Source organism: Treponema sp. R8-4-B8, assembly GCF_054786175.1.
The window spans coordinates 1-666 of the sequence record NZ_BDHE01000210.1 but is presented as its reverse complement, the minus strand read 5'-3'; the positions used below and the strand labels follow the sequence as shown (position 1 = coordinate 666).

The 666-nt window shown below is 47.3% G+C and carries 2 protein-coding genes; both read left to right on the top strand.

Annotation, left to right across the window (positions count from 1 at the left end):
* A partial coding sequence (locus ACYVRA_RS07945; RefSeq protein WP_461252197.1) for an AMMECR1 domain-containing protein occupies positions 1-283 on the top strand: 283 nt, incomplete at its 5' end.
* Positions 284-364: 81 nt separating this feature from the next.
* Positions 365-666 (top strand): flavodoxin-dependent (E)-4-hydroxy-3-methylbut-2-enyl-diphosphate synthase (locus tag ACYVRA_RS07940; protein ID WP_461252196.1); only part of this gene is annotated, 302 nt, incomplete at its 3' end.

Below are 666 nucleotides of genomic sequence, written 5' to 3'. Positions count from 1 at the left end.
GTTAGAAACAGTCCGCCTAATGGCAAAAGAAGCCGCTTTTGGCGACCCCCGTTTCCCTCCGTTAAGACAGGATGAATTATCCCGACTGCACATCGAAATTTCCGCGCTTTCCCCGATGTCGCCATGCCCCGATCCAAGACAGGTAAAAGTCGGCGTTCACGGGATTTTATTAACAGGGCGCGGAAGGTCGGGGGTTCTTTTGCCTCAGGTGCCGGTGGAACAGGGCTGGAATCTTGACGAATACCTTGACTACATTTGCGTCAAAGCGGGCATCCGCAAGTAAAATTTTTTGTTCTTCTTTGGTTATAGTGAATTCCATGTCTTTATTATATTATAATATAGGTAGTTTTTTGGAACAAGGAACATGAGTAAAATAATAAAAATCGGCAATTTTCCCCATATTCGCCCTGTTTTTATAGGCGGAGATTACCCCGTGGCAGTTCAAACGATGTGGAAAGACCGCCTTTCTGTTTCGGATTTACAGTACGCGGTTGGCAAAATCGAGGCGCTTGGGGCGATAGGCTGCTCTCTTTTGCGCTTTGCCGTGCCTGATATTGAGTCCGCAGAAGCCCTCGGACGGCTTTCCGAGATGGTTTCTATGCCCCTTTGCGCTGATATTCATTTTGACCATAAAATCGACCTTCGCTGCATGGATTTTCCAGTGTC